We start from the raw sequence: 20,060 nt of genomic DNA on the forward strand, positions 1-20,060 counted from the left end.
AATAGCCGCCCAAAAAAGCGTGGAGAGTCCCAATGAGCCGTCCTGTCAGTGCCGTCAGCCAGATGCTGGAACGTAATCAAGCCCTCTTTGTCGGCAAACGGCTATTGTTGTGTGGCGCCCTGGAAGATGATTACCCTCGTCAACTGGCCGAGCTGGCCGACTCCCTGACGGTCTTCACCACAGACTACTGCTATTTCCTGAGCCAGCAGGCAGCCCTGGGTGAGCGCATCCTGTTCGATCACCAGCTCGGCGGTGCCCCTCGTTTCGATGCCCTGCTGCTGCTGATGCCCAAGGCCAAGGCCGAGGCGCAATATCTGCTGGCCATGATGGCGCCGCTGCTCGAAAGCGGTGCCGATCTGTTACTCGCCGGCGAGAACCGGGGCGGCATCAACGGGGCCGACAAGCTGCTGGCCCCCTATGGCGAGAAGCCGATAAAGCGCGACTCCGCCCGCCGCTGCTCTCTCTATCATGGCGAGCTCGGCAAGCCGGTCGCCCCCTTCGAGCTGGATGCCTGGTTCAGCCGCTATGAGTGCAAGGCCGGGGATACCGAGCTGACCGTCATGGCTCTGCCGGGGGTCTTCAGCGCCGACGGACTGGATCTCGGCAGCCAGATGCTGCTGGCGAGCCTGCCCCCCATGACGGGCAAGCTGCTCGACTTTGGCTGTGGCGCCGGCGTCATCGGCTCCATCCTGGCCAAACGCAACCCGGCACTGACGGTGAACATGGTGGACATCAGCGCCCTGGCGCTGGAGTCAAGTCGCCGTACCCTGGCGGTCAACGGCCTGAGCGGGCGGGTCTATGCCTCTGATGTCTATTCAGATATTGCCGAAAGATTCCAACATATCGTCTCGAATCCCCCCTTCCATGCCGGGCTCAAGACCTTCTATGCCGCCACCGAAACTTTCCTGGCAAGGGCCCCCGAGTTTCTGACCGCCGATGGCGCCCTGACCATAGTCGCCAATGCCTTCCTGCGTTACCAACCTATACTGGAGACGCACTTCAAACGAACCGAAGTGATCGCCGGCGATGGCAAATTCAAGGTGTATCTGAGCAAAGCCTAAATAAGTGCAACGGTTGTAATAAAACAAGTAGAGAGTGCCAGACGGGATCTGCTAAGGTACCAAGAAAACGTTTACCACCCCTTTAGGGGTGTTTTTTCGCGGCAACATGAAAACCTTTTCAAAGTATGAATTCAGGGAGATAAATACGATGGCAGGCATACTCACCATGATATTGGCAGGCGGCGAAGGAACCCGACTCCAACCACTGACCACCACCCGCAGCAAGCCCTCCGTCCCCTTTGGCGGCAGCTACCGCTTGATCGACTTCGTGCTCAACAACTTCGTCAACGCCGACTTCCTGCGCATCTATGTGCTTACCCAGTTCAAGTCCCAGTCTCTCTACCTGCACATGAAGAAGGGCTGGAACATAGTCGGCATCACGGATCGCTTCATCGATCCCATTCCGGCCCAGATGCGGATGGGCAAACGCTGGTATGACGGCACCGCCGACGCCATCTATCAGAACCTGCGCTTCATCGAGATATCCGACCCCGAGCACGTCTGCATCTTCGGTTCCGACCACATCTACAAGATGGACGTGAGCCAGATGGTGAGCTTCCACAAGCAGAAGGCCGCCGCTCTGACCGTGGCTGCACTGCGCATGCCCATCGAGGAGGCGAGCGCCTTCGGGGTGATAGAGGTGGATCAGGAGGGCCGCATGATAGGCTTCGAAGAGAAACCCAGGCATCCGAAGCCCATCCCCGGGGATCCCACCCAGGCGCTGGTCTCGATGGGCAACTACATCTTCGAGACCGAGGCGCTCTACCGCGAGCTCAAGCGCGATGCCGCCGAGGAGAACTCCAGCCACGATTTCGGCAAGGACATCATCCCCAGCCTGTTCCCCCGCGCCCCCGTCTATGTCTACGACTACAGCACCAACGTCATCCCGGGTGAGAAGCCCAACGTCTACTGGCGTGACGTGGGCACGCTGGACTCTTATTGGCAGGCGCACATGGACCTGGTCGCCGACGATGCTCCCTTCTCGCTCTACAATCGCAAGTGGCCGCTGCACACCCACTACCCGCCCCTGCTCCCCGCCACCTTCATCGACACCGATGACTGCAAGGTCAAGATTGCCAACTCCTTGATCTCCGGCGGTTGCTTCATTCAGGGCAGCCAGATCCAGCGCTCCATCCTGGGTTTCCGCTGCAACATAGGCCCCTGCAGCCACATCAGCGAATCCGTGCTGCTCGGGGATGTGAAAATAGGTGAAGGCTGCTCAATTCGACGCGCCATCATCGACAAAAACGTTGAAATTGCACCCGGCACCGTGATCGGTGAGAATCTGGACCATGACAGAGAGCGATTTACCGTATCCGAAGGCGGTATCGTCGTGGTACCTAAGGGAGCAAGAGTTGGCTATTAACCCACTGAAAGTCCTGTTTGTAGCCTCGGAGGTTGAGGGGCTGGTGAAGACCGGGGGCCTGGCGGATGTGGCCAAGGCCCTGCCGCAGCATCTCGCCCGGGAGGGTCACGACGTTCGCATCATCCTGCCCTTCTACAAGTCGCTCAAGCGCCGGGACGAAGCCACCCTACTCGCCTCGCGCTGGTTGCCCACCCCCCAGGGGCGGGACGACATCAGCTATCGCATCTATCAGCTGGAACTGGACGGGATCTGCGTCTATCTGCTCGACTGCCCGCCCTATTTCGAGCGGCCCCAGCTCTATGCCGAGAACAATCAGGCCTATCCCGACAACGGCGAGCGTTTTGCCTTCCTGGCGGCGGCGGCCCTGCACGCCTGCGAGCAGCTGAACTTCGCCCCTGACATAGTCCACTGCAACGACTGGCACACCGGCCTGCTGCCGCTGCTGCTCAAGACGCGCCACGCTCACAATCCCTTCTTCCAGCGCACCCGGTCTGTCATCAGCATCCACAATGCGGCCTTCCAGGGGGTGTTCGATCGCCAGCAGTTCTGGGCCGTGCCGGAGATCCAGGACTACGAGCAGCGCATCAACTACGACTACGGTCACATCAACCTGCTCAAGTGCGGTGTGCTCTATGCGGACAAGATCAATGCGGTCAGCCCCAACTACGCCAGCGAGCTGCTGACGCACCTGGGGGCTCACGGCATGGCCAGCGTGTTCCAGCAACGGGCGAGCGACTTGCGCGGCATCCTCAACGGTTGTGACTATCAGGATTGGGATCCCGCCTTCGATCCCCTGCTGCCCGCCACCTATGACGCCGACCACCTGGCCGGCAAACACACCTGCAAACGGGCCCTGCAGCAGGAGACGGGGCTGCCCGTCGGCAACTTGCCCATCTATGGCATGGTGTGTCGTCTGACCGAGCAGAAGGGGGTGCACCTGCTCATCCCGGCGCTGGACAAGTTCCTGCAGCACCAGGTGCAGGTGGTGATAGTGGGTTCCGGCGATCCCTCCCTCGCCGCCCAGCTGCAGACCATAGCCCAGCAACATCCCGACAGGTTCGCCTTCATCAACGCCTATGACGACCGTCTGGCCCACCTGGTGGAAGCCGGCGCCGACTTCTTCCTGATGCCCTCCCTGTTCGAACCCTGCGGCCTCAACCAGATGTACAGCCTGGCCTATGGCACCCTGCCGCTGGTGAGAGCCGTCGGCGGACTCAAGGATACTGTGGTGGACTGGGATGCCGATCCCGCCAAGGCGACCGGTTTCTGCTTCAACGATCCCACCGCCAGCACCCTGCTCGATGCCATGCGCCGCAGCCTGCTCCACTACCTGCAGGAACCCGAGCGGTTTGCTCGCGTGCAGCAAAATGCCATGCACACCCGCTTCGACTGGGCCAACTCCGTCCCCCTGTACGAGCAGATGTATCAGGACGCACTGGCCCCGGCGTGACCCAGATTGCTGAAGTTTTGTGCCCTTGATACGGCTTTATCCGTCAACAGCGAAAAAAGTCCCCTTTGGCTGTTGACGCCCCCCCAAAACTCTATAGAATCCCCCACCGCAGTGATGCGAAGGTGGCGGAATTGGTAGACGCGCTAGCTTCAGGTGTTAGTGTCCCACGGATGTGAGGGTTCGAGTCCCTCTCTTCGCACCATACTGCAACATGCTTCATCGATGGCATGTAAAACAAGATTGATGACAATGTGCGAAGGTGGCGGAATTGGTAGACGCGCTAGCTTCAGGTGTTAGTGTCCCACGGATGTGAGGGTTCGAGTCCCTCTCTTCGCACCATGCTTTTATCAGACAGCATGTAAATCCAGACTGATAACCCGAATGTGCGAAGGTGGCGGAATTGGTAGACGCGCTAGCTTCAGGTGTTAGTGCCCCCCGGGTGTGAGGGTTCGAGTCCCTCTCTTCGCACCATGATTCTGACATGTAAACACAGAACAATGCGCTCCAACCGCATTTAAAAACCAGCTGGAGAAAATCAGTGTGCGAAGGTGGCGGAATTGGTAGACGCGCTAGCTTCAGGTGTTAGTGTCCCACGGATGTGAGGGTTCGAGTCCCTCTCTTCGCACCATTCATCATGCAAAAAGGCCCATCACGAAAGTGACGGGCCTTTTGTTTTTGCCCCTGCCATGGCTATGCTGTTGAGGATGCCATGCCACCACAGGGGTTTTCCCATGATCCTGGATACCGACATTCACAACTTCTATGAGCATCTGGTGCTCAAAGAGATAGAAAAACAAGGGCTTAACCAGACACTGACCCCTTACCAGCTGGCCGATCTCTGCTGCCTGACCCTGAACCAGCTCCCCTCTCACTACATACGCCACAATGTCGACATGATCTACTTCACCACGGATGTCGAACGCACCGAGATGGAGCAGAAGGTCATGACCTCACTGCGCCTGGCCTACGACAAGATCCAGGCCGTCCCTTCCCGCTGAACGGCTCCTATAGCCAGCTTTGCTGCCAGAGCAGGGTGACGACCCCCGTCATGCCCGCGACCGGCAGCAGGATCAGCGCTGGCCTCAGCCTGGGTTCCAGCATGACCCAGGCGGCCAGCAAGAAGCCCAGACTCCACAGGCCGTATGCCTTGTCCTGACCCCAGCCCAACACCGCCAGCAAGGCTGCCAGCAAGAGACACCGCACTATCCAGATCATGATGATGCTACCCATAGAACCAAACGATAACGATTATCGTTTGTGATTATGGAGAGTGCAATCGGACTTCTCTATGGGTTTTGGCTATTTGTCCTGCCTCGGCCTGATATTCAAAAAAAGCGCCGATGAGATCAACTAATGAGTAGATTTATCAAACATTAATGCATTTTTGCTAAATAAGTTGGGATTTTGCGCCCCGGGTTTGTGGTAGATTGCGGCCTCTTTTTGGGCCGGCCCCTCGGGATACGTGTATCCACAGGACGAGAGGGACCGACCTTGGCGAGCAAGAGTTTAGGAAGTATCTATGCAAAACCAACAAAACCACATCCGATTGCCTGGCATGGCGCAGGTCTTTGCCTGCCTGGCCATTTTCCTGGCCCTGGCCTTTTCGTTCACCAGCGTGCTCGATCTGCCGATCCAGCTGGCACTGTTCATCGCCTGGTTCGTCATCATGGGGCTCGGCATCCGGCTAGGCCATGATTACAAGTCCCTGGAGCAGGCGGCCGTTGACGGCGTCGCCAAGGGGATGGGGGCCATATTGATACTGGTCTCCGTCGGTGCCCTGGTGGGCACCTGGATCGCCGGCGGCATAGTCCCCAGCATCATCTACTTCGGCCTCAAGGTGATACACCCGTCCATCTTCCTGCTGGCGACCCTGATCATCTGCTCCCTCACCTCGCTGGCTACCGGCACCTCCTGGGGCTCTGCCGCCACGGCGGGGATCGCCATGATGGGCATAGGCCACAGCCTGGGGGTACCTGCCCCCCTGGTGGCCGGTGCCGTGCTCTCCGGCGTCTACTTCGGTGACAAGCTCTCCCCCCTCTCCGACTCTGTGGTGCTGGCGTCGACCATGTCCAACGTCGACGTGGTGGAGCACATCAAGGGGATGCTGCCCATCAGCCTCTTCTCCTACGTCATCACGGCGGCCCTGTTCACCGTGGTCGGCATGCAATACTCCGGCAACGTCAGCCTGGAGCAGGTCAATCTGGTGATGGAGGCCCTCGACAAGCAGTTCAACATCACGCCGCTGGCCATAGTGCCGGTGATCCTGGTGCTGGGCCTGCTGGCGAACCGCAAACCCGCGTTTCCGGTGATCAGCTTCGGCGCCCTGCTCGGCCTTGTCTGGGCCATCGCCTTCCAGGACATGGACCCGGTCAAGGCGATGCACTCCGCCTACAGCCCGTTCGCCATCACCTCAGGCGTCGACTTCATCGACAACATCCTGGGTCGCGGCGGCATGGAGTCCATGCTGGGCTCGGTGGCCGTCATCATCTTCGGCCTGGGGTTTGGCGGCCTGCTGGAGAAGGTCGGCATACTGGCGGTGATCGCCAGCGCATTCGAGAAGCGCATCAACAGCGTCGGCAGCCTGACCAGCCACACCATAGGCACCGCCTTCCTGGCCAACGTGTTCGGCTCCGCCATGTATGTGTCCCTGATCCTGACCCCCAAGATCATGGCCAAGAACTACGATCGGCTGGGACTGGCGCGCAAGAACCTCTCCCGCAACGCCGAGTTCGGCGGCACCCTCACCTGCGGCATGGTGCCCTGGAGCGACAACGGCATCTTCATGGCCGGGGTACTGGGGGTGGCCACACTCGACTACCTGCCCTACATGTGGCTCAGCTTCACCTGCATCATAGTGACCATCACCCTCGCCTATCTGGGCAAGGCGGTGAACCGGGTGCCGGTGATAGAGGCGGCCAGCTCCCGCTAACAGCAGGAAAAATAATGATAAAGGCGCCATCACGGCGCCTTTTGCTTGGGAGAAGTTCGGGGTTAAGCTGGCAGCCAACCTCGTCGCCCGTGGCAGGATGCCCAGATGAATTTTACCTTTCGCCAGATCCGTTACTTCGTGGCCGTGGCCGACAGCTTCTCCGTGAGCCGCGCCGCCGCCGAACTGCACATCTCCCAGTCGGCGGTCACCAGCGCCATCCGCGAGCTGGAGACCGAGCTCGGTGCCGCCCTGTTCGAGCGCAACCCGCGTGGCGTCACCCTGACGGCCCAGGGCCACCAGTTCCTGCTCCATGCCAGGCGCATTCTCGGCGCCATGACCGAAGCCGGCCAGTCCCTCAAGGCGGTGGCCCAGCAGGATCAGGGGCAGCTCACCATAGGGGTGACGACGCTGGTGGCCGGCTACTACCTGTCGGAGGCCATAGGCCGCTTTCGCCGCGCCTTCCCGGCGGTGCGCATCGAGGTGAAGGAGGACGAGCAGCCGTTTCTGGAGCATCAGATCGTCAACGGCGAGGTGGACGTGGGGATACTGATGACCAACCGCACCATACGCCAGGAGGCGTTCGATACCGAGCTGCTGACCCGATCCCCCCTGCGGCTCTGGCTCGCTGCCAACCACCCCCTCTGCGCGGAATCGACCCTCTCCCTCAAGGCATTGGGTGACGAGCCCATGATCTCCCTCACCGCCGATCAGCTGGATCAGATCATCGGGGCCGGCCTGCGCCGCTACGGCATCTCCCCTCGCACTGTGCTGCGCACTGCCTCGGTGGAGGCGGTGCGCAGCCTGGTGGCGAGCCAGCTCGGGGTCGCCCTGCTGCCGGACTTTGCCTATCGCCCCTGGTCGCTGGAGCAGGAGCGGGTGGAGGCCCGCCCCATCAAGGAACCCATCCCTGCCATCGACATCGGCCTGGTGTGGCGCCGCGGCTCGCGGCTCGACTGGACTGCCCGCGAGTTCATCGACATAGCGCGGGATCAGAGCCGGCTGCGGGCCCGCCAGCCGGCCTCCCGCTAGCCAGCGCCCTCAGGGTGATCGTTGCGCCGCCATCAAAAATAAGATTCATCTGCACTCGATATAGATTTGGCAGATACCTCTGGCGTTAAAAATTGAAATTCTCATTACCACTGCCTTCTCCTACGCTCATGACTGGTTAACAGGATGTTAAGCGCCATTGCGGCATCGCATGGCTCCAGATCATGCAAGGAGAGCAAGATGAAACTGACCCCCCTGACCCTGGCCCTGATCCCCGCCCTGCTGGCAGGCCAGACCCAGGCCGCCCCGACCGAGCTCGGCAAGGGTGAAGGCCAGCTCAATATCGTGGCCTGGGCCGGCTACGTGGAGCGTGGCGAAACCGACAAGAACTACGACTGGGTGACCGGCTTCGAGAAGGAGACCGGCTGCAAGGTCAGCGTCAAGACGGCCGCCACCTCGGACGAGATGGTGGCCCTGATGAACGAGGGGGGCTTCGATCTGGTGACTGCCTCCGGCGACGCCAGCCTACGCCTCATCGCGGGGGGCAAGGTGCAACCGCTCAATCTGGCGCTCATCCCGAGCTACAGCAAGATAGACCCCCGCCTGCAGAATGCCCCTTGGCACACTGTGGAGGGCAAGCACTACGGCGTCCCCTACCAGTGGGGCGGCAACATCCTGATGTACAACACCAAGGTGTTCCCCAAGGCGCCCGACTCCTGGAACGTGGTGTTCGAGGAGCAGACCCTGCCGGACGGAAAGTCCAACAAGGGGCGGGTGCAGGCCTTCGACGGCCCCATCCACATCGCCGATGCCGCCCTCTATCTGATGACCCACCAGCCGGCGCTCGGCATCAAGGATCCTTACGAGCTGAACGAGGAGCAGTACAAGGCCTCCCTCGATCTGCTGCGCAAGCAGCGCCAGCTGGTGGGGCGCTACTGGCACGATGCCTTCGTCCAGATAGATGACTTCAAGAACGAGGGGGTGGTGGCCTCCGGCTCCTGGCCGTTCCAGGCCAATGCTCTGATCGCCGACAAGCAGCCCATCGCCACCACTGTGCCCAAAGAGGGCGTCACCGGCTGGGCCGACACCAGCATGGTGCACAGCGAAGCCAAGCACCTCACCTGCGCCTACCAGTGGCTGGAGCACTCCCTGAACAACAAGCTGCAGGGGGATCTCGCCTCCTGGTTCGGCTCAGTGCCCGTGGTGCCCGCCGCCTGCGAGGGCAATGCCCTGCTGGGGAAAGAGGGCTGCAAGACCAACGGCATAGACAACTTCGACAAGGTGCACTTCTGGCGTACCCCCGTCTCCCAGTGCAAGAGCCAGGGAACCTGCGTGCCCTATTACCGCTGGGTTTCCGACTATATCGCCATCCTGGGTGGCCGCTGAGCTTGAGCTGACTGCGCGCAACCCAGCGGGCCGGACAGGAGTCCGGCCCGCACCTCTAGTGACAAGGACGTACCATGACAGCCGTACAATTTGACCGGGTCAGCCGCCACTATGGCGAGGTGAAGGCGGTCGACGACATCTCCTTCCAGATCCCTGCCGGCGAGTTTTTTACCCTGCTGGGCCCGAGCGGTTCCGGCAAGACCACCTGCCTGCGGATGATCGCCGGCTTCGAGTACCCGAGCGAGGGGGAGATCCGCCTGTTTGGCGAACCCTGCTCCCGGGTGCCGCCCTATGATCGCAACCTCAATACCGTGTTTCAGGACTACGCCCTGTTTCCCAACATGGATGTGCGGGACAACATCGGCTACGGCCTGATGATCAGGGGAGTGCCCAGGGCGGAGCGTCACCGCAAGGTGGACGAGATGCTGGAGCTGGTGCGCCTGCCCGGTGTCGGCAACCGCAAACCGGGCCAGCTCTCCGGCGGCCAGCGCCAGCGCATCGCCATCGCCCGGGCCCTTATCAACCAGCCGCGCATCCTGCTGCTGGACGAACCCCTGGGTGCGCTGGACCTCAAGCTGCGCGAGCAGATGCAGCTCGAACTCAAGGCGCTGCAGCGCCAGCTCGGCATCACCTTCATCTTCGTCACCCACGATCAGCAGGAGGCGCTCTCCATGAGCGACCGCATCTGCATCTTCAGTCAGGGCAAGATCGAGCAGATAGCCGCGCCGGATACCATCTACGATGCCCCGGCGACGCCGTTTGTGGCCCGCTTTGTCGGCACCGTCAACCTGTTCGAGGGGGAGCAAGCCCGCCGTCTGTGCGGCGATGCACGCCAGATGATGGTGCGCCCGGAGCGGATCCGGCTCGGCGAGGCCGGCATGCCGGGCTGGTCCGGCGAGATCCGCGAGGTGGAGTACCTCGGCCCCTTCGTGCGCTACCGGGTCGATCTCGGTGAGCAGCTCGAGCTTATCGTCAACCATCCCAACGAGGGGCAGGCCCGCCTGGCCCGTGGTGCCCGGGTCAGCCTCAGCTGGCCTGAGCAGGCCATCCACCGCCTGAGCACCTCAGGATCGGGGGCTCAGCCATGAGCCTCCCCCACGGTACGAGTCTAGCCATGAGCCACGCCATCGAACCTGCACGCTTGCGGCCGCTGAGGCGCCTCTCCACCCTGCTCTACGGCCGTCCCGGCCTGCTTCTGGGGATACTGCTGGGACCGCCCCTGCTGTGGCTCGGCATCATCTATGTGGGCTCTCTGCTGATGCTGCTCTCCAACGCCTTCTTCGGGCTGGACGAGTTCAGCGGTCAGGTGCGCCACGAGCTGGGGCTGCAAAATTTCATCGCCCTGCTGCGGCCGGAAAACCTGGACGTCATCGGCCGTACCGTCGGCATGTCGCTGCTGGTGACCCTGGCCTGCGCCCTGCTCGGTTTCCCCATCGCCTACTACATGGCGCGCTACACCAGCGGCAAGACCCGGGCGCTGTTCTATGTGGGCATCATGCTGCCGCTCTGGTCCAGCTATCTGGTGCGGGTCTATGCCTGGAAGCTGATCCTGGCCAAGGAGGGGGTGGTGAGCTGGCTGGCGGACAGCCTGGGGCTGGAGTGGCTGCTGGACGGAATCCTCTCCCTCCCGGTGATCGGCGGCCCTTCGCTCTCGTTTTCGCGGCTCGGCACCTTCATCGTCTTCGTCTACGTCTGGCTGCCCTTCATGATCCTGCCCATCCAGGCGGCGGTGGAGCGGATCCCGCGCTCCCTGCTGGAGGCGAGCAGCGATCTGGGGGCGACCCCGGCCCAGACCTTCCGCACCCTGATACTGCCGCTGGCGCTGCCCGGCGTGGTGGCGGGCTCCATCTTCACCTTCTCCCTGACGCTCGGGGACTACATCATCCCCGGCATCATAGGCAACTCGACCATGTACATAGGTCAGGTGGTCTACATGCAGCAGGGCACGGCGGGCAACCTGCCCTTCGCCGCCGCCTTCTCCCTGGTGCCCATCCTTATCATCGCCGTCTATCTGGCGATAGCAAAACGCCTGGGGGCCTTCGATGCGCTCTAATCAATCCATGCGCCAAAGTCAGCAACCTTCCGGCCTGCTCAAATACGCCGCCATCGGCGGGCTGCTGTTTCTGCACTTCCCGATCCTGTTTATCTTCCTCTACGCCTTCACCAGCGAGAGCAAGAGCTACCAGTTCCCGCCCCCCGGGCTCACCCTCAAATGGTTCGAGGTGACTCTGAACCGCCCCGACGTGTGGCGCGCCATCCAGCTGTCGCTGGAGGTGGCGGGGCTGGCGACCCTGGCGGCCATGGTGCTCGGCACCCTGGCGGCAGGGGCCATCGCCCGCAGCCGTTTCTTCGGCCAGGAGGTGGTGTCGCTCTTGCTGGTGCTGCCCATCGCCCTGCCCGGCATAGTCACCGGCATAGCGCTGCGCTCCGCCTACGGCCTGATGGAGATCCCGTTCAGCTTCTGGACCATCGTCATAGGCCACGCCACCTTCTGCGTGGTGGTGGTCTACAACAATGCCCTGGCGCGCTTTCGCCGCACCCATCAGTCCCTCATAGAGGCGTCCATGGATCTCGGGGCCGACGGCTTCCAGACCCTGCGCTACGTGATCCTGCCCAACCTCGCCACCGCGCTGCTGGCGGGGGGCATGCTGGCCTTTGCCCTCAGCTTTGACGAGGTGATAGTCACCACCTTCACCGCGGGCCAGCAGACCACGCTGCCCATCTGGATGTATCAGGAGCTGATCCGCCCCCGTGACAGGCCCGTCACCAACGTGGTGGCCCTCATCATAGTGGCCGTGACCACCATTCCCATTCTGCTTGCCTACTACCTCACCCGCGACGGCCAGGACGTCGCCGGCAGTGGCAAATAACGACTCAACGCCCGCGCAAGGATGCAACCATGAAATTCTCTACCCAACTCTTGATCGACGGCCAGTTCGTGACCGGTGACGGCCAGGCCGAGTCCATCCTCAACCCCGCCACCGGCGAGCTCATAGCCTCCGTGCCCGAAGCCTCGTTCGAGCAGGTGAACCGCGCGGTGAACGGTGCCCAGCGCGCCTTCGCCCAGTGGAGCCGCACCACCCCGGCCAGGCGCAGCACCCTGCTGCTGCGCCTGGCCGATGCCATCGAGCGCCACGCCGAGGAGTTCGCGGCGCTCGAATCCCTCAACTGCGGCAAGCCCTATCTGGCGGTGCTCAATGACGAGCTGCCGGCCGTGGTGGACTGCTTCCGCTTCTTCGCCGGGGCAGCCCGCTGCCTGCAAGGGCCGCTGGCGGGGGAGTACATCGAGGGGCATACCAGCATGATCCGCCGCGACCCCATAGGGGTGGTGGGCAGCATAGCCCCCTGGAACTACCCCCTGATGATGGCGGCCTGGAAGATGGCTCCCGTGCTCGCCGCCGGCAATACTGTGGTGCTCAAACCCTCCGAGCAGACCCCGCTCACCGCCCTGCGCCTCGCCGAGCTCGCCAGCGAACTCTTCCCGCGCGGCGTCATCAACATCGTCTGCGGCCGGGGCGAGAGCGTGGGGGCGCCGTTGGTAGAGCATCCGCTGGTGCGCATGGTGTCGCTCACCGGTGACATCGCCACCGGCCAGAAAATACTGCAGAGCGCCGCCCGCACCATGAAGCGCACCCACCTTGAGCTGGGGGGCAAGGCGCCGGTGATCATCTTCGACGATGCGGATCTGGAGGCCGTGGTGGCGGGCATTCGCACCTTCGGCTTCTACAACGCCGGACAGGACTGCACCGCCGCCTGCCGCATCTATGCCCAGGGCAAGATCTACGACAAGTTCGTCGCCGCCATGACGGAGGCGGTGGCTTCCATCAAGGTGGGGGGCCAACGCGAGGAGGGGGTGGAGATGGGACCGCTCATCTCGGACCGCCAGCGCAACCGGGTCGCCAGCTTCGTGGAGCGGGCCCAGAGCAGCGGCCACGTGGAGGTGACCACAGGCGGCAAGATCCGCGCCGGCAACGGCTTCTTCTTCGAGCCGACCCTGATAGCCCATGCCCGCCAGGAGGATGAGATCGTGCGCCGGGAGGTGTTCGGCCCCGTGGTGTCGGTGACCCGCTTTGGCGACGCCGAACAGGTGGTACAGTGGGCCAACGACTCGGACTACGGCCTCGCCAGCTCGGTCTGGACCCGGGATCTGAGCCTCGCCAGCAAGGTGGCCAGCCACCTGCAATATGGCTGTACCTGGATCAACACCCACTTCATGCTCACCTCGGAGATGCCCCACGGCGGCATGAAGATGTCGGGCTACGGCAAGGATCTCTCCCTCTATGCGCTGGAGGATTACACTGTGCCACGCCACATCATGGTCAAGCTCTGAACATGATTCAGGCTGGCCCCGGGGCCAGCCTGAATGCACAAGCAACTACGCAGATCCCCTGCCAGATACCTCCCCCCTACGACAGCCGCCACAGCCAGTGGTGGTCCAGAACAAGCAGACCAAACAGCAACATCAGGTGATAGATGGAGAAGCGGAAGGTGCGCATCGCCTGACCGGGGCGCTCCGAATACTTCAGCAACCAGCCATGCCAGCAGAACCCGAGGTTCAGCGCCAGGCTGCCGATAAGATAGAGCAGCCCGGACATGCCGATCAGGTAGGGCAGCAGGCAGACCAGGGTCAGGATCAGCAGATAGAGCAGGATAGCCGTCTTGGTGAACGCTATGCCGTGGGTGACGGGCAGCATGGGAATGTTCGCGCCGGCATAGTCATCCCGTCTGTGGATGGCCAGGGACCAGAAGTGGGGCGGCGTCCAGGTGAAGACGATCATCACCAGCAACCAGGGCTCGGCCGAGAGCTGTCCCGTGATGCTGGTCCAGCCCAGCAGCGGCGGCATGGCGCCCGCCAGCCCGCCGATGACGATGTTCTGTGGCGTGGCCCGTTTCAGCAGCAGGGTATAGACGACCGCATAGCCAAACAGGCTGGCCAAAGTCAGCCAGGCCGTCAGGGGATTCACGCCCCGATAGAGCAGGACAAAGCCCGTCAACGCCAGCCAGAGCGCAAACGCCATCGCAGACTTGGGCCCGATCCGCCCCATGGCGACCGGTCGCCAGCGCGTTCTGCGCATCTGGGCATCGATGCCGTGATCCAGAGAGTGGTTCATGGCCGCAGCCCCGGCAGCCAGCAGCCCTATCCCCGCCAGCCCCAGCACCATCTCGTCCAGGGAGCCCTGGGTCGGCTCGGCCAGCAGCATGCCGACCCAGGCGGTCAGCAGCAGCAAGGCAACCACCTTGGGCTTGGTCAGTTGGTAGTAGTCCCGCAGCAGCCGGGGGTCGATGAAGCGGGCCAAGGGCTTGCTGTTCATGTCTGACTCCTGATCGCCTCAGGCGACAGCGAAGGGGAAAGCCGGGGGCGGGAGAGCCGCCCACGGGCCAGCACACAACACACCAGCAGGTGCGCCGCCACCAGGTTGTGTGCGAGGGCGTTGGCCAACGGCAGGGCCAGGTGGACGTTCGCCAGCCCCAAGGCAATTTGCACGAGCAGCAGGGCCAGCAAGAGCCCCCCCAGGAAGCGCAACGGGGCCCCCTGACGGATCAGGGCGAGGGCAAAGCCCCCCACCAGCAGGGCGGTGGCAAGAGCTCCCAGACGATGGGCGATATGGATGGTCTGGCGCGCCTCCTTGCTCAGCACCCCGAACTCATAGCTGGCGTGGCCGAGCGGCAGATGAAAGGCCTCCTCCCAGTTCAGCTGCGCCTGCCAGCTCCCCTGGCAGAGAGGCAGCTCGACGCAGGCCATGGCCGCATAGTTTGCCGACGTCCAGCCCCCCAGCGCTATCTGCAGCAGCAGCACGCCGCAGGCCGCATTGCCCAGCCAGGGCAAGCCCTGACCGCGGCAGAAGGGCGCGTTCGCGGGGGAGCGCGCAAGCTCGACCCGATAGAGCCAGAGCAGGGTCAGGATGGCGAACCCACCCAGCAGATGGGTGGTCACCACCAGAGGGTGCAGCGCCAGCGTCACCGTCCACATGCCCAGCGCCGCCTGCCCAACCACCAGCACCAGCAAGGCCCCCGAGAGGTGACGCAGACGACCGCCAGCGCGCCAGCTCAGCACGAACAGCAACGCAATCACACAACCCAGCACACCGGCGAAGTAGCGGTGCACCATTTCGCTGCGCGCCTTGTGGGGCTCCAGCGGCGTATCCGGGTAGAGCTGGGCCGCCCGCTCCATATGCACGGGTTGGGGGACGGCCATGGAGCCGTAACAACCGGGCCAATCGGGGCAGGCCAGCCCGGCATCCGTCAGCCGGGTATATGCACCGAGCACGATGACCAACACCGCCAGTGCGATGGCGATCGACGCCAGCCTCTTCTGTATATTCATACGGTACCCCGCTGAAGCTTGTACCCGGATGATGGCAACAGGACACACGACACAGTCCTCAGGTGCGCGTTCATTGCACACCTCGCTGATACTTGAGCAGTTGCTGCAGATCCGACAGCACGGCCTTGCCAAGCAGCGGCCACGCCGCCGTGCTGGCCGGCACCTCGTAGCGCAGGATGGCCAGCCCTTGCGAGTCCACCAGCATCATATCGCCCGCCCGCACAGATCCATTCGCCCCGCGCGGCGGCGCATCGGCCAGTTGCACCAGATCCAGCTTGTCCAGATTGCGGCCAAGGGCGCTTTGGATCCGCGACATCAACTCGGGCACCTGCTGGCATTGCGCCTCACAACGCCGGGCGGCCAGATAGACCAGTCGCCATTGGTTCTGATGGGGCGGGAGCGGCTGCAACAGATAGACCTCCTGATCCAACCAGGCCCCCTTGTTGCGAGTACCGGGTTCATACCAGCCCTGCCTCAGGGTCAGCGCAGCCAGTACCACAGGCAGCAGTATCACCAGCCCAAAGAGGACAGGCACCTTCCATCTTGACCATGAGTTCATGAGGACAACCTCCTTGTCAGCACCAGGCCCCCCACCAGCATCACCAGCGCCAGCCCAAGCCATTGCACTGCATACGCCCTGTGCTTCTCGGGCGGCATGACATTCGGCTGATAGTGGTGGAGGAAGGGAGTCTGCCTTTGATAAAACACGGCATCAGCGAGGGGCGAGCCGAGGATCTCGCTCAGGGTATCCACCCTGATGGACTGCAGCCGGTTAGGATAGGGGCCGGGCTCTATGTTCTGACCCAGCAAGACGCCACCGGGGGCCGTGCGCAGCAGACCGTCGAGCTCCAGAGTTGCCGGGATGACGGGCCTTGGCAACTGCTGCCGGCTGGCGGGTGCAGGCACCCAGCCCAGATTGACCAGCAACAGGGGACGGGCATCACCGGCGCGTACCGGTATGATGACGTCGTAGCCGATCTCGCCCGCCACCGCCTGGTTGTCCAGCAACCAGACATGAGGGGACACCCATTCGACCTCCCCTCCCAGTGACAGGCCGTCCAGTGACTCAAGGTTGCGCCAGTCGAGCCGGGCAAGCGTCATTGGCGCCACCTGCTGCGCCACCGCCATCCGCCCCAGCCAGGCCTCTTTCTCCATCCCCCGCTGCCACTGCCAGAGCGACAGCTTGCACAAACCCGCAGTCACAACCAGAGTGAACATCAGTACGATCCAGCGCCTGTGATGCCATGGTCGCCGCTTATCCCATGTAGCCATGTCACGCATATAACGGAGGGCTCCAACATGTTGATCAAGATAGTGCTGGTACTGATGCTGCTGCTCATCATTGGGCAGCTGTTTCATGCCCTCTGGTTGATGATGACCACGGGTCATCCCCAGAAGATGTCCGCCCCGCTGGGGCGTCGGGTGTTCTTTTCCCTGCTGGTGGTCGTCATCCTGCTGCTCTCCCTGATGATGGGCTGGCTGGAGCCCAACCCGCGCCCTTACTGATCCCGACCTCAGAGCAGGTAGACGAACACGAAGAGGCAGAGCCAGACCACGTCGACGAAGTGCCAGTACCAGGCCGCGGCCTGGAAGGCGAAGTGGCGCTCGGCGGTGAAGTGATCCTTCAGCACTATCCGCAGCCATATGATCAGCAGGAATACAGTCCCCAGGGTGACATGCAAGCCATGGAATCCGGTCAGGATGAAGAAGGTATTGCCGTAGATGCCGGAGTCCAGTCGCAGCCCCAGATCCCGGTACGCATGGAGGTATTCATAGCCTTGCAGCCACAGGAACGCCAACCCAAGCAACACGGTCACAAGCAGCATCCCCTTGAGACGACTGCGCTTTCCATTCTCCAGCCCGGTATGAGCAAACAGCAGGGTGACGGAGGATCCGAGCAGGATCAGGGTATTGATGAGGGGGATACCGTGCCAGGGCATGGCCTGGGTCGTGGTCCCTCCCGGGGTCTTGACCATGGGCCAGTGTGCCGAGAAATCCGGCCACAGCAACTGGGCCGTCATCGCCTTGTTGCCCGCGCCGTCCAGCCAGGGCATGGCAAGCTGGCGGGCATAGAACAGCACTCCGAAGAAGGCCAGGAAGAACATCACCTCGGAGAAGATGAACCAGACCATGCCTTGCCGGAAGGAGCGATCCATCTGGGCGCTGTAGAGCCCGGTCATGGACTCCTGGATGATGTGACGAAACCAGCCAAACAGCATGAAAATCAGCAAGGCAACGCCAGTCATCATCAAATACCGGCCGACCCCGGCCTGCTTGCTCGCCACCTCATTGACCAGATGCCCCGCCCCGAAAGCCAGGAAGAACAGGGCCACCGCCCCTATGATGGGCCAGCGGCTCTGGTCAGGGACATAATACGTCTGGTTAACTTTGGCCATGATTATTTCCTCTGCGCCAGCGTCGGGGCTGGGGTGGACTGAGTGATCTCATAGAGTGAATAGGAGAGCGTGATGGTGTTTATGTTGTCGGGCAAATCGGGGTCGACATAAAACTTGAGCGGCATCAGCTTGCTCTCCCCCGCCTGCAACTCCTGACGGTTGAAGCAAAAGCACTCCACTTTCTTCAAATAGGCGGCGGCGGGACCGGGCGAGACTGACGGCACTGCCTGACCAATCATGGTGCGATCGGTGGGATTGAACACCCGATAATTGACCAGCTTCATTTCGCCCGGGCGCACCGACAACCGCGCCGTTTCGCCGCTGAACTGCCACGGCATCCGGGTGTCCGCATGGGCAAGGAACTCGATCTGGATGGTCCGTTTGCTGTCGATCACCGCCCGCTCGGCCGTGGCCGGCTGTACGGCGGTCTTGCCGTTGAGACCGGTGATCCTGCAGAAGACGTCATACAGCGGCACCAGCGCAAAGGCGAACCCGAACATGACAAGCACCACCAAAGCCAGCTTCCTGAGCAGGGGACCGTGATTGACCTGAGCCATATGACCTCCTTACCGCACCTCTGGCGGGGTCTTGAAGCTGTGGTAGGGAGGGGGGGATGAGAGCGTCCACTCCAGCCCCTCCGCCCCTTCCCATACCTGATTGCTCGCCTGCTGTCCCCCCCTGATGCACTTGATCACCCCCCAGACGAACAGCAACTGCGACAACCCGAAGGCGAAGCCGCCGAGACTGATCAGCATGTTGAAGTCGGCAAACTGCAGCGCGTAATCAGGAATGCGACGGGGCATGCCCGCCAGACCGACGAAATGCATGGGGAAGAAGAGCACATTGACCGAAATGAGCGAGCACCAGAAATGCCACTGCCCGAGTCGCTCGTCATACATGTGACCCGTCCATTTGGGCAGCCAGTAATAGGCTGCGGCCAGGATCGAGAAGACGGCGCCGGTGACCAGCACATAATGGAAATGGGCCACGACAAAATAGGTATCGTGATATTGGAAATCGGCCGGGATCATGGCCAGCATCAGCCCCGAGAAGCCACCTATGGTGAACAGGGTGATGAAGGCGATGGCGAACAGCATGGGGGTCTCGAACGTCAGGGAGCCCCGCCACATGGTGGCAACCCAGTTGAATACCTTTACCCCGGTCGGCACTGCGATCAGCATGGTGGCGTACATGAAGAACAGCTCGGCGACCACCGGCAACCCAGTGGTAAACATGTGGTGAGCCCAGACCATGAAGGAGAGCAAGGCGATGCTGCTGGTGGCATAGACCATGGAGCGATAGCCAAACAGTTTCTTGCGAGAGAAGGTGGGAATGATGCTGGAGACGATGCCAAAGGCCGGCAGTATCATGATGTACACCTCCGGGTGGCCAAAGAACCAGAAGATGTGCTGGAACAGCACAGGATCCCCGCCCCCGGCCGCATCGAAGAAGCTGGTCCCGAAATACTTGTCCGTCAGCACCATGGTCACCGCCGCCGCCAGGACCGGCATGACGGCGATGAGCAGGAAGGCCGTGATAAGCCAGGTCCAGACAAACAGCGGCATCTTCATCCAGCCCATGCCCGGCGCCCGCAGGTTGAAGATGGTGACGATGACGTTGATGGCCCCCATGATGGAGGAGATACCCATAATGTGGATGGCGAAGACGAACAGCGCCGTGCTGTTGCCGCTGTATTTGGTGGACAGGGGGGCATAGAAGGTCCAGCCCGAGCTGGGGCCGCCGCCCTCCATGAACAGGCTCGACAGCAGGATCAGAAACGCAAACGGCAGGATCCAGAAGCTCCAGTTGTTCATCCGGGGCAGCGCCATGTCCGGGGCCCCGATCATGATGGGGATCAGCCAGTTGGCGAGACCGGTGAAGGCTGGCATCACGGCGCCAAAGACCATGATGAGGCCATGTACCGTGGTCATCTGGTTGAAGAACAGAGGCTCGACCAGTTGCAGACCGGGCTGGAACAGCTCGGCCCGAATGACCATGGCCATGGCGCCACCGGTGAAGAACATGGTCAGGGCGAACAGCAGATAGAGAGTGCCGATATCTTTGTGATTCGTGGTGTATAGCCAGCGTTTCAGGCCCGATGCAGGTTGGTGGGCGTGCTCGCTGTGCAGGGTATCCGTGATTCCATCACTCATGCTGGCG

General features: G+C 62.2%; 20 protein-coding genes and 4 tRNA genes. 16 read left to right on the forward strand and 8 right to left on the reverse strand.

The features are described from left to right. Positions 1-32 precede the first annotated feature (32 nt). From rsmC to ACWPWQ_RS14785, 8 genes are all read left to right on the forward strand, one after another. Positions 33-1,061: a 16S rRNA (guanine(1207)-N(2))-methyltransferase RsmC gene (gene rsmC, locus ACWPWQ_RS14750; protein ID WP_454010122.1), complete on the forward strand. Its 1,029-nt coding sequence runs from the start codon at positions 33-35 to the stop codon at positions 1,059-1,061. 148 nt (positions 1,062-1,209) lie between these two features. Beyond that, a complete protein-coding gene (gene glgC, locus ACWPWQ_RS14755) occupies positions 1,210-2,427 on the forward strand; it encodes a glucose-1-phosphate adenylyltransferase (protein WP_454010123.1) in 1,218 nt (405 codons plus the stop codon). Further along, positions 2,417-3,877, forward strand: a complete 1,461-nt coding sequence (glgA, locus tag ACWPWQ_RS14760; RefSeq protein ID WP_454010124.1) for a glycogen synthase GlgA — start codon at positions 2,417-2,419, stop codon at positions 3,875-3,877. The genes glgC and glgA overlap by 11 nt, the downstream gene beginning before the upstream one ends. A 116-nt stretch (positions 3,878-3,993) precedes the next feature. Then, positions 3,994-4,079, forward strand: a tRNA-Leu gene (locus tag ACWPWQ_RS14765). 51 nt (positions 4,080-4,130) lie between these two features. After that, positions 4,131-4,216 (forward strand) — tRNA-Leu (locus ACWPWQ_RS14770). A 46-nt stretch (positions 4,217-4,262) separates the two neighbouring features. After that, a tRNA-Leu gene (locus ACWPWQ_RS14775) sits at positions 4,263-4,348 on the forward strand. A gap of 71 nt (positions 4,349-4,419) precedes the next feature. Further along, positions 4,420-4,505: transfer RNA gene (locus tag ACWPWQ_RS14780), tRNA-Leu, on the forward strand. A gap of 103 nt (positions 4,506-4,608) precedes the next feature. After that, the gene (locus ACWPWQ_RS14785; protein ID WP_139433918.1) at positions 4,609-4,875 is read left to right on the forward strand and encodes a late competence development ComFB family protein; all 267 of its coding nucleotides are present in this window, start codon (positions 4,609-4,611) and stop codon (positions 4,873-4,875) included. Between the two features lie 7 nt (positions 4,876-4,882). On the opposite strand, the gene ACWPWQ_RS14790 is transcribed toward ACWPWQ_RS14785, so the two are convergent. Further along, positions 4,883-5,092, reverse strand: coding sequence for a hypothetical protein (locus tag ACWPWQ_RS14790; RefSeq protein ID WP_041206801.1), 210 nt, complete (start codon positions 5,090-5,092; stop codon positions 4,883-4,885). A 304-nt stretch (positions 5,093-5,396) separates the two neighbouring features. On the opposite strand from ACWPWQ_RS14790, the gene nhaC reads away from it, so the two are divergent. The 7 genes from nhaC to ACWPWQ_RS14825 all read left to right on the forward strand — a co-directional run bounded on the left by nhaC (position 5,397) and on the right by ACWPWQ_RS14825 (position 13,509). After that, positions 5,397-6,806 (forward strand): Na+/H+ antiporter NhaC, encoded by a 1,410-nt coding sequence (nhaC, locus tag ACWPWQ_RS14795; protein WP_139433917.1) that lies wholly within the window; start codon positions 5,397-5,399, stop codon positions 6,804-6,806. A gap of 105 nt (positions 6,807-6,911) precedes the next feature. Then, positions 6,912-7,835 carry a LysR family transcriptional regulator gene (locus ACWPWQ_RS14800; protein WP_025328378.1) on the forward strand — a complete coding sequence of 308 codons (924 nt, stop codon included), beginning with the start codon at positions 6,912-6,914 and terminating at the stop codon, positions 7,833-7,835. A gap of 198 nt (positions 7,836-8,033) precedes the next feature. Continuing rightward, positions 8,034-9,179, forward strand: coding sequence for an ABC transporter substrate-binding protein (locus tag ACWPWQ_RS14805; RefSeq protein ID WP_454010125.1), 1,146 nt, complete (start codon positions 8,034-8,036; stop codon positions 9,177-9,179). A gap of 74 nt (positions 9,180-9,253) precedes the next feature. Further along, positions 9,254-10,267 carry an ABC transporter ATP-binding protein gene (locus tag ACWPWQ_RS14810; RefSeq protein WP_404837215.1) on the forward strand — a complete coding sequence of 338 codons (1,014 nt, stop codon included), beginning with the start codon at positions 9,254-9,256 and terminating at the stop codon, positions 10,265-10,267. Continuing rightward, a complete protein-coding gene (locus ACWPWQ_RS14815; protein ID WP_404837216.1) occupies positions 10,264-11,232 on the forward strand; it encodes an ABC transporter permease in 969 nt (322 codons plus the stop codon). Before ACWPWQ_RS14810 ends, ACWPWQ_RS14815 begins: the two co-directional genes overlap by 4 nt. Beyond that, a complete protein-coding gene (locus ACWPWQ_RS14820) occupies positions 11,222-12,049 on the forward strand; it encodes an ABC transporter permease (protein WP_162519092.1) in 828 nt (275 codons plus the stop codon). The genes ACWPWQ_RS14815 and ACWPWQ_RS14820 overlap by 11 nt, the downstream gene beginning before the upstream one ends. 29 nt (positions 12,050-12,078) lie before the next feature. Next, on the forward strand, positions 12,079-13,509 hold the full coding sequence (locus ACWPWQ_RS14825) for a gamma-aminobutyraldehyde dehydrogenase (RefSeq protein WP_454010126.1): 1,431 nt from the start codon (positions 12,079-12,081) through the stop codon (positions 13,507-13,509). A 76-nt stretch (positions 13,510-13,585) separates the two neighbouring features. On the opposite strand, the gene cyoE is transcribed toward ACWPWQ_RS14825, so the two are convergent. The 4 genes from cyoE to ACWPWQ_RS14845 form a co-directional block, all read right to left on the reverse strand. Further along, positions 13,586-14,491: a heme o synthase gene (gene cyoE / locus ACWPWQ_RS14830; protein ID WP_454010127.1), complete on the reverse strand. Its 906-nt coding sequence runs from the start codon at positions 14,489-14,491 to the stop codon at positions 13,586-13,588. Further along, on the reverse strand, positions 14,488-15,504 hold the full coding sequence (locus ACWPWQ_RS14835; protein ID WP_454010128.1) for a COX15/CtaA family protein: 1,017 nt from the start codon (positions 15,502-15,504) through the stop codon (positions 14,488-14,490). The genes cyoE and ACWPWQ_RS14835 overlap by 4 nt, the downstream gene beginning before the upstream one ends. A 70-nt stretch (positions 15,505-15,574) precedes the next feature. Beyond that, positions 15,575-16,063, reverse strand: a complete 489-nt coding sequence (locus tag ACWPWQ_RS14840; protein WP_454010129.1) for a hypothetical protein — start codon at positions 16,061-16,063, stop codon at positions 15,575-15,577. Next, positions 16,060-16,722, reverse strand: coding sequence for an SURF1 family protein (locus tag ACWPWQ_RS14845; protein WP_454010130.1), 663 nt, complete (start codon positions 16,720-16,722; stop codon positions 16,060-16,062). Before ACWPWQ_RS14845 ends, ACWPWQ_RS14840 begins: the two co-directional genes overlap by 4 nt. An 81-nt stretch (positions 16,723-16,803) precedes the next feature. Here ACWPWQ_RS14845 and ACWPWQ_RS14850 point away from each other — a divergent pair, with 81 nt between their 5' ends. Continuing rightward, positions 16,804-17,010, forward strand: coding sequence for a DUF2909 family protein (locus ACWPWQ_RS14850; protein WP_005330432.1), 207 nt, complete (start codon positions 16,804-16,806; stop codon positions 17,008-17,010). A gap of 8 nt (positions 17,011-17,018) precedes the next feature. On the opposite strand, the gene ACWPWQ_RS14855 is transcribed toward ACWPWQ_RS14850, so the two are convergent. The 3 genes from ACWPWQ_RS14855 to ctaD are packed head-to-tail and all read right to left on the reverse strand — an operon-like array spanning position 17,019 to position 20,053. Next, positions 17,019-17,900 carry a cytochrome c oxidase subunit 3 gene (locus tag ACWPWQ_RS14855; RefSeq protein ID WP_454010131.1) on the reverse strand — a complete coding sequence of 294 codons (882 nt, stop codon included), beginning with the start codon at positions 17,898-17,900 and terminating at the stop codon, positions 17,019-17,021. Between the two features lie 2 nt (positions 17,901-17,902). Further along, complete coding sequence (locus tag ACWPWQ_RS14860) at positions 17,903-18,457, reverse strand: cytochrome c oxidase assembly protein (RefSeq protein WP_268422368.1); 555 nt, start codon at positions 18,455-18,457, stop codon at positions 17,903-17,905. Between the two features lie 9 nt (positions 18,458-18,466). Beyond that, positions 18,467-20,053 carry a cytochrome c oxidase subunit I gene (gene ctaD, locus ACWPWQ_RS14865; RefSeq protein WP_139433907.1) on the reverse strand — a complete coding sequence of 529 codons (1,587 nt, stop codon included), beginning with the start codon at positions 20,051-20,053 and terminating at the stop codon, positions 18,467-18,469. Positions 20,054-20,060 lie beyond the last annotated feature (7 nt).

Source organism: Aeromonas sp. Marseille-Q7275 (assembly GCF_965119515.1).

Coding starts and splice junctions, on each gene's coding strand:
- cyoE (WP_454010127.1), bottom strand. CDS start 14,491: ATGAACAGCAAGCCCTTGGCCCGCTTCATCGACCCCCGGCTGCTGCGG.
- glgC (WP_454010123.1), top strand. CDS start 1,210: ATGGCAGGCATACTCACCATGATATTGGCAGGCGGCGAAGGAACCCGA.
- ACWPWQ_RS14805 (WP_454010125.1), top strand. CDS start 8,034: ATGAAACTGACCCCCCTGACCCTGGCCCTGATCCCCGCCCTGCTGGCA.
- ACWPWQ_RS14835 (WP_454010128.1), bottom strand. CDS start 15,504: ATGAATATACAGAAGAGGCTGGCGTCGATCGCCATCGCACTGGCGGTG.
- ACWPWQ_RS14785 (WP_139433918.1), top strand. CDS start 4,609: ATGATCCTGGATACCGACATTCACAACTTCTATGAGCATCTGGTGCTC.
- ACWPWQ_RS14825 (WP_454010126.1), top strand. CDS start 12,079: ATGAAATTCTCTACCCAACTCTTGATCGACGGCCAGTTCGTGACCGGT.
- ctaD (WP_139433907.1), bottom strand. CDS start 20,053: ATGAGTGATGGAATCACGGATACCCTGCACAGCGAGCACGCCCACCAA.
- ACWPWQ_RS14790 (WP_041206801.1), bottom strand. CDS start 5,092: ATGATCTGGATAGTGCGGTGTCTCTTGCTGGCAGCCTTGCTGGCGGTG.
- nhaC (WP_139433917.1), top strand. CDS start 5,397: ATGCAAAACCAACAAAACCACATCCGATTGCCTGGCATGGCGCAGGTC.
- rsmC (WP_454010122.1), top strand. CDS start 33: ATGAGCCGTCCTGTCAGTGCCGTCAGCCAGATGCTGGAACGTAATCAA.
- ACWPWQ_RS14860 (WP_268422368.1), bottom strand. CDS start 18,457: ATGGCTCAGGTCAATCACGGTCCCCTGCTCAGGAAGCTGGCTTTGGTG.
- ACWPWQ_RS14845 (WP_454010130.1), bottom strand. CDS start 16,722: ATGTTCACTCTGGTTGTGACTGCGGGTTTGTGCAAGCTGTCGCTCTGG.
- ACWPWQ_RS14820 (WP_162519092.1), top strand. CDS start 11,222: ATGCGCTCTAATCAATCCATGCGCCAAAGTCAGCAACCTTCCGGCCTG.
- ACWPWQ_RS14855 (WP_454010131.1), bottom strand. CDS start 17,900: ATGGCCAAAGTTAACCAGACGTATTATGTCCCTGACCAGAGCCGCTGG.
- ACWPWQ_RS14815 (WP_404837216.1), top strand. CDS start 10,264: ATGAGCCTCCCCCACGGTACGAGTCTAGCCATGAGCCACGCCATCGAA.
- ACWPWQ_RS14810 (WP_404837215.1), top strand. CDS start 9,254: ATGACAGCCGTACAATTTGACCGGGTCAGCCGCCACTATGGCGAGGTG.
- ACWPWQ_RS14800 (WP_025328378.1), top strand. CDS start 6,912: ATGAATTTTACCTTTCGCCAGATCCGTTACTTCGTGGCCGTGGCCGAC.
- ACWPWQ_RS14840 (WP_454010129.1), bottom strand. CDS start 16,063: ATGAACTCATGGTCAAGATGGAAGGTGCCTGTCCTCTTTGGGCTGGTG.
- ACWPWQ_RS14850 (WP_005330432.1), top strand. CDS start 16,804: ATGTTGATCAAGATAGTGCTGGTACTGATGCTGCTGCTCATCATTGGG.